The sequence below is a fragment of the Pseudomonas sp. LFS044 genome (assembly GCF_047978245.1).
GTDB lineage: Bacteria > Pseudomonadota > Gammaproteobacteria > Pseudomonadales > Pseudomonadaceae > Aquipseudomonas.
Window position 1 is genome coordinate 1 of record NZ_JBFPFX010000057.1, and the last position, 5925, is coordinate 5925.

At 64.1% G+C, this 5925-nt stretch carries 5 protein-coding genes; all 5 read left to right on the plus strand.

Annotation, left to right across the window (positions count from 1 at the left end; translation table 11 throughout):
* Positions 1–145 precede the first annotated feature (145 nt).
* The 5 genes from ACNQPL_RS26510 to ACNQPL_RS26530 all read left to right on the plus strand — a co-directional run bounded on the left by ACNQPL_RS26510 (position 146) and on the right by ACNQPL_RS26530 (position 5833).
* Entirely contained in the window at positions 146–523 is a 378-nt protein-coding gene (locus ACNQPL_RS26510; protein ID WP_346614070.1) for a DUF971 domain-containing protein, read from the plus strand.
* A 351-nt stretch (positions 524–874) separates the two neighbouring features.
* Positions 875–2554 (plus strand): class II poly(R)-hydroxyalkanoic acid synthase, encoded by a 1680-nt coding sequence (phaC, locus tag ACNQPL_RS26515; protein ID WP_346614071.1) that lies wholly within the window; start codon positions 875–877, stop codon positions 2552–2554.
* A 62-nt stretch (positions 2555–2616) separates the two neighbouring features.
* The gene (gene phaZ, locus ACNQPL_RS26520) at positions 2617–3468 is read left to right on the plus strand and encodes a poly(3-hydroxyalkanoate) depolymerase (protein ID WP_346614072.1); all 852 of its coding nucleotides are present in this window, start codon (positions 2617–2619) and stop codon (positions 3466–3468) included.
* 54 nt (positions 3469–3522) lie between these two features.
* Positions 3523–5205, plus strand: coding sequence for a class II poly(R)-hydroxyalkanoic acid synthase (phaC, locus tag ACNQPL_RS26525; protein ID WP_416468378.1), 1683 nt, complete (start codon positions 3523–3525; stop codon positions 5203–5205).
* 13 nt (positions 5206–5218) lie between these two features.
* On the plus strand, positions 5219–5833 hold the full coding sequence (locus tag ACNQPL_RS26530) for a TetR/AcrR family transcriptional regulator (protein ID WP_387522685.1): 615 nt from the start codon (positions 5219–5221) through the stop codon (positions 5831–5833).
* Positions 5834–5925 lie beyond the last annotated feature (92 nt).

The window sequence follows — 5925 nt, forward strand, 5'->3', positions numbered from 1 at the left end:
CGGGCCCGCGGGCGCCCCCCGGGGCCGCCGCCGGGGTGCCCGGGGGGGGGGCGGGGTTGCCGGCGATTGGGCTGCGAAGCAGGCCCTTGCACAAAGGCGGGAATCTCTCGAAGCTTGCATTATCAGCTAACCAGAGATTCAGCCCATGGCCCGTCTGCCCACCGCCATCAACCTGCACAAAGCCTCGAAGACCCTCAGCCTCACCTACGGCCCCGACGAGGTCTACCACCTGCCCGCCGAATTCCTGCGCGTGCACTCGCCTTCCGCCGAAGTGCAGGGCCACGGCAATCCCATCCTGCAATTTGGCAAGATCAACGTCGGCCTCTCCGGCCTTGAGCCTGCCGGCCAGTACGCGCTGAAACTGACCTTCGACGACGGCCACGACAGCGGCCTGTTCACTTGGGAGTACCTCGAGCAGCTGTGCCTGCGCCAGGAGCAGCTCTGGGCCGAGTACCTCGATGAATTGCACAAGGCTGGCAAAGCCCGCGATCCTGCCGAATCGGTGGTTAAACTGATGCTCTAGGTCAGGCCTTCCAAGAGTTAGAGCGCATTTTCTAATCTCATCTGTTTGAATGCCTTACAGACAGCTCATTCAAGCGCTGTCTTGCGCATTACATGAAGTCGGGTTACCAATGGAGCTGGCAAGTTCCCTGCATTGCTTTCCAGGCAATCAGGGCCAGGCCGGTTTGTAGAGGTCGCGAGCGAAAGCAGGCAGTCTTCACACGCAGATTCCCCCGCAGCTCATCGCCGAATGCATCCGGCCCGCAGCACCGCTGTTCCTTATCACTGGTCACCCGAGTAGCAGTACCGGGCTGTCGACTGTGCGTTTGCCACAGCAAACCGGTACTCGTCTCAGGACAACGGAGCGTCGTAGATGAGTAGCAAGAACAACGATGAGTTGCAGCGGCAAGCCTCGGACAACACCCTGGGCCTGAACCCGGTCATTGGCATCCGCCGCAAGGATCTGCTGAGCTCTGCCCGTACCGTGTTGCGCCAGGCCGTGCGCCAGCCGCTGCACAGCGCCAAGCACGTGGCGCATTTCGGCCTGGAGCTGAAGAACGTGCTGCTGGGCAAGTCGAGCCTGGCCCCCGAGGGCGACGACCGTCGCTTCCAGGACCCGGCCTGGAGCAAGAACCCGCTGTATCGCCGCTACCTGCAAACCTACCTGGCCTGGCGCAAGGAGCTGCAGGACTGGATCGGCAACAGCGACCTGTCCCCCCAGGACATCAGCCGCGGCCAGTTCGTCATCAACCTGATGACCGAAGCCATGGCACCGACCAACACCCTGTCCAACCCGGCGGCAGTCAAACGGTTCTTCGAGACCGGCGGCAAGAGCCTGCTCGACGGCCTGTCCAACCTGGCCAAGGACGTGGTCAACAACGGCGGCATGCCCAGCCAGGTAAACATGGACGCCTTCGAAGTGGGCAAGAACCTGGGTACCAGTGAAGGCGCCGTGGTGTACCGCAACGATGTGCTCGAACTGATCCAGTACAGCCCCATCACCGAGCAGGTGCATGCCCGCCCGCTGCTGGTGGTACCGCCCCAGATCAACAAGTTCTACGTTTTCGACCTGAGCCCGGAAAAGAGCCTGGCGCGCTTCTGCCTGCGCTCCCATCAGCAGACCTTCATCATCAGCTGGCGCAACCCGACCAAGGCTCAGCGCGAGTGGGGCCTGTCGACCTACATCGACGCGCTCAAGGAAGCGGTCGACGCGGTGCTGGCGATCACCGGCAGCAAGGACCTGAACATGCTCGGTGCCTGCTCCGGCGGCATCACCTGCACGGCGCTGGTCGGCCACTATGCGGCGCTGGGCGAGAAAAAGGTCAATGCCCTGACCCTGCTGGTCAGCGTGCTCGACACCACCCTGGACACCCAGGTCGCCCTGTTCGTCGACGAGCAGACCCTCGAATCGGCCAAGCGCCATTCCTACCAGGCCGGCGTGCTCGAGGGCAGCGACATGGCCAAGGTGTTCGCCTGGATGCGCCCCAACGACCTGATCTGGAACTACTGGGTCAACAACTACCTGCTCGGCAACGAGCCGCCGGTGTTCGACATCCTGTTCTGGAACAACGACACCACGCGCCTGCCGGCCGCCTTCCACGGCGACCTGATCGAAATGTTCAAGAACAACCCACTGACCCGTTCCGATGCACTGGAAGTGTGCGGCACGCCGATCGACCTGAAGAAGGTGCAGTGCGACATCTTCAGCGTCGCCGGCACCAACGATCACATTACCCCGTGGCAGTCGTGCTACCGCTCGGCGCACCTGTTCGGCGGCAAGATCGAGTTCGTGCTGTCCAACAGCGGCCATATCCAGAGCATCCTCAACCCGCCGGGCAACCCCAAGTCGCGCTTCATGACCGGCGCCGACCGCCCGGGCGACCCGCTGGCCTGGCAGGAGAACGCCGACAAGCATGCCGACTCCTGGTGGCTGCACTGGCAGAGTTGGCTGGGCGAGCGTGCCGGTGACCTGAAGAAGGCCCCTGTGCGCCTCGGCAACCGTGCCTATGCCGCAGGTGAAGCTGCACCGGGGACCTACGTTCACGAACGTTGAGTTGTAACGCCGTGGCGCCCATGGAGGGGCCACGGCGCTTCATCCACATCAGAGTCACGCGCATGCCGCCACCCTACATATTCAGGACCGTCGAGCTGGACGACCAGTCCATTCGTACCGCCGTCCGTCCGGGCAAGCCGCACCTGACGCCACTGCTGATCTTCAACGGCATCGGCGCCAACCTGGAGCTGGTGTTCCCGTTCATCGAGGCGCTCGACCCCGACCTGGAAGTCATCGCCTTCGATGTGCCGGGCGTGGGTGGCTCCTCCACTCCGCGCCACCCTTACCGCTTCCCGGGCCTGGCCAAGCTGACCGCGCGCATGCTCGATTACCTGGATTACGGGCAGGTCAATGTGATCGGTGTGTCCTGGGGTGGCGCCCTGGCGCAGCAGTTCGCCCACGACTACCCGGAGCGCTGCAAGAAGCTGGTGCTGGCCGCCACCGCCGCCGGTGCGGTGATGGTGCCAGGCAAGCCCAAGGTGCTGTGGATGATGGCCAGCCCGCGTCGATACGTTCAGCCGTCGCACGTGATTCGCATCGCCCCGTTGATCTACGGCGGTGGCTTTCGCCGCGACCCCGACCTGGCCATGCACCACGCATCCAAGGTGCGCTCGGGCGGCAAACTGGGCTACTACTGGCAGCTGTTCGCCGGCCTGGGCTGGACCAGCATCCATTGGCTGCACAAGATCCAGCAGCCCACCCTGGTGCTGGCCGGTGACGACGACCCGTTGATCCCGCTGATCAACATGCGCCTGCTGGCCTGGCGAATTCCCAATGCCCAGCTACACATTATCGACGACGGTCACTTGTTCCTGATCACCCGGGCCGAGGCCGTCGCCCCGATCATCATGAAGTTCCTCCAGCAAGAACGTCAGCGTGCAGTCATGCACCCCCGCCCAGCCTCCGGCGGCTAGGGTGCTGGTTGCTGTCGTTCTGACCTGACCGTGGCTTGACGAAGGAGTGCTGCCATGAAAGACAAACCGGCCAAAGGAACGACAACGCTTCCCGCCACCAGCATGAACGTGCAGAACGCGATGCTCGGCCTGCGCGGTCGCGACCTGATCTCGACACTGCGCCATGTCGGCCGCCATGGCCTGCGCAACCCGCTGCACACCGCCCGCCATCTGTTGGCGCTGAGCGGCCAGCTGGGCCGGGTGATGCTCGGCGACACCCCGTATCAGCCGAGCCCCCGCGATGCACGCTTCAACGACCCGACATGGAGCCAGAACCCGTTCTATCGCCGCGGCCTGCAGGCCTACCTGGCGTGGCAGAAGCAGACCCGCCTGTGGATCGATGAAAGCCACCTGGACGCCGACGACCGGGCCCGCGCGCATTTCCTGTTCAACCTGATCAACGACGCCCTCGCGCCGAGCAACTCGCTGCTCAACCCGCTGGCGGTCAAGGAGCTGTTGAATACCGGTGGCCAGAGCCTGGTGCGTGGCGTGGCCCACCTGCTCGACGACCTGCGCCACAACGACGGCCTGCCGCGCCAGGTGGACGAGCGTGCCTTCGAAGTCGGTGGCAACCTGGCTACAACCCCCGGCGCTGTAGTGTTTCGCAATGAGCTGCTGGAGCTGATCCAGTACAAGCCCATGAGCGAAAAACAGCATGCCCGGCCCTTGCTGGTGGTGCCACCGCAGATCAACAAGTACTACATCTTCGACCTGCAGCCGACCAACAGCTTCGTCCAGTACATGCTCAAGAACGGTTTGCAGGTGTTCATGGTCAGCTGGCGCAACCCCGACCCGCGCCACCGCGAATGGGGCCTGTCCAGCTACGTACAGGCCTTGGAAGAAGCACTCAACGCCTGCCGCAGCATCAGCGGCAACCGCGACCCCAACCTGATCGGCGCCTGCGCCGGGGGCCTGACCATGGCCGCGCTGCAGGGCCACCTCAAGGCCAAGCACCAGCTGCGCCGGGTGCGCAGCGCCACTTACCTGGTCAGCCTGCTCGACAGCAAGTTCGACAGCCCCGCCAGCCTATTCGCCGATGAGCAGACCATCGAGGCGGCCAAGCGCCGCTCATACCAGCGTGGCGTGCTGGACGGCGGCGAAGTGGCGCGGATTTTTGCCTGGATGCGGCCCAACGACCTGATCTGGAACTACTGGGTCAACAACTATCTGCTCGGCAAGACGCCACCGGCCTTCGACATCCTTTACTGGAACGCCGACAGCACGCGCTTGCCGGCCGCGCTGCATGGCGACCTGCTGGACTTCTTCAAGCACAACCCGCTGACCCACTCGAACGGGCTGGAGGTCTGCGGCACCCCCATCGACCTCAAGCAGGTCGACCTGGACAGCTTTACCGTGGCAGGCAGCAACGACCACATCACCCCGTGGGACGCGGTGTACCGCTCGGCCCTGCTGCTGGGTGGCGAGCGTCGTTTCGTGCTGGCCAACAGCGGGCATATCCAAAGCATCATCAACCCGCCAGGCAACCCCAAGGCCTTTTACCTGGACAACCCCAAGCTTTCCAGCGACCCGCGGGCCTGGTTCCACGATGCCCAGCGCAGCGACGGCAGCTGGTGGCCGCTGTGGCTGGAGTGGATCACCCCGCGCTCCGGCCCGCTGAAGGCGCCACGCGTGGAGCTGGGTAATGCAACTTATCCACCGCTGGGCCCCGCGCCAGGCACCTATGTCCTGACCCGATGAGCACAACGACTGGATGAAGACCCGCGACCGTATCCTCGAATGCGCCCTGCAGCTGTTCAACCAGCAGGGCGAGCCCAACGTATCGACCCTTGAGATTGCCAACGAACTGGGCATCAGCCCGGGCAACCTGTACTACCACTTCCACGGCAAGGAACCGTTGGTGATCGGCCTGTTCGAGCGTTTCGAAGAGGCACTGATGCCGCTGCTGGACCCGCCCCTGGAAGTGCGCCTGGATGCCGAGGACTATTGGCTGTTCCTGCATCTGATCGTCGAGCGCATGGCTCAATACCGCTTCCTGTTCCAGGACCTGTCGAACCTCACGGGGCGCCTGCCGAAATTGGCGCGCGGCATGCGCAGCCTGATCAACGCGCTCAAGCGCACGCTGGCTGCGTTGCTGGCCAGCCTCAAGGGCCAGGGGCAGGTGGTCAGTGAAACGCAGGCGCTGGGGCAGTTGGTGGAACAGATCACCCTGACGCTGATGTTCTCGCTGGACTACCAGCGGGTGCTGGGGCGCGAGGGCGACGTGGGGATTGTGGTGTATCAGGTGATGATGCTGGTGGCGCCGCATTTGCAGGCCCAGGCGCGGGGGGCGGCGGAGCAGTTGGCGGTGCGGTATCTGGAGGGGTAAGTAGCCTGCTGAACCGGCAGTGACTTCTTCGCGGGGCAAGCCCGCTCCCACAGGTACAGCGCCGATTGCCGAATCAGCGCTGTACCTGTGGG

Excerpts from the sequence above, each read along its gene's own strand:
- ACNQPL_RS26530 (WP_387522685.1), top strand. The coding sequence starts at position 5,219 with ATGAAGACCCGCGACCGTATCCTCGAATGCGCCCTGCAGCTGTTCAAC.
- phaC (WP_346614071.1), top strand. The coding sequence starts at position 875 with ATGAGTAGCAAGAACAACGATGAGTTGCAGCGGCAAGCCTCGGACAAC.
- phaZ (WP_346614072.1), top strand. The coding sequence starts at position 2,617 with ATGCCGCCACCCTACATATTCAGGACCGTCGAGCTGGACGACCAGTCC.
- ACNQPL_RS26510 (WP_346614070.1), top strand. The coding sequence starts at position 146 with ATGGCCCGTCTGCCCACCGCCATCAACCTGCACAAAGCCTCGAAGACC.
- phaC (WP_416468378.1), top strand. The coding sequence starts at position 3,523 with ATGAAAGACAAACCGGCCAAAGGAACGACAACGCTTCCCGCCACCAGC.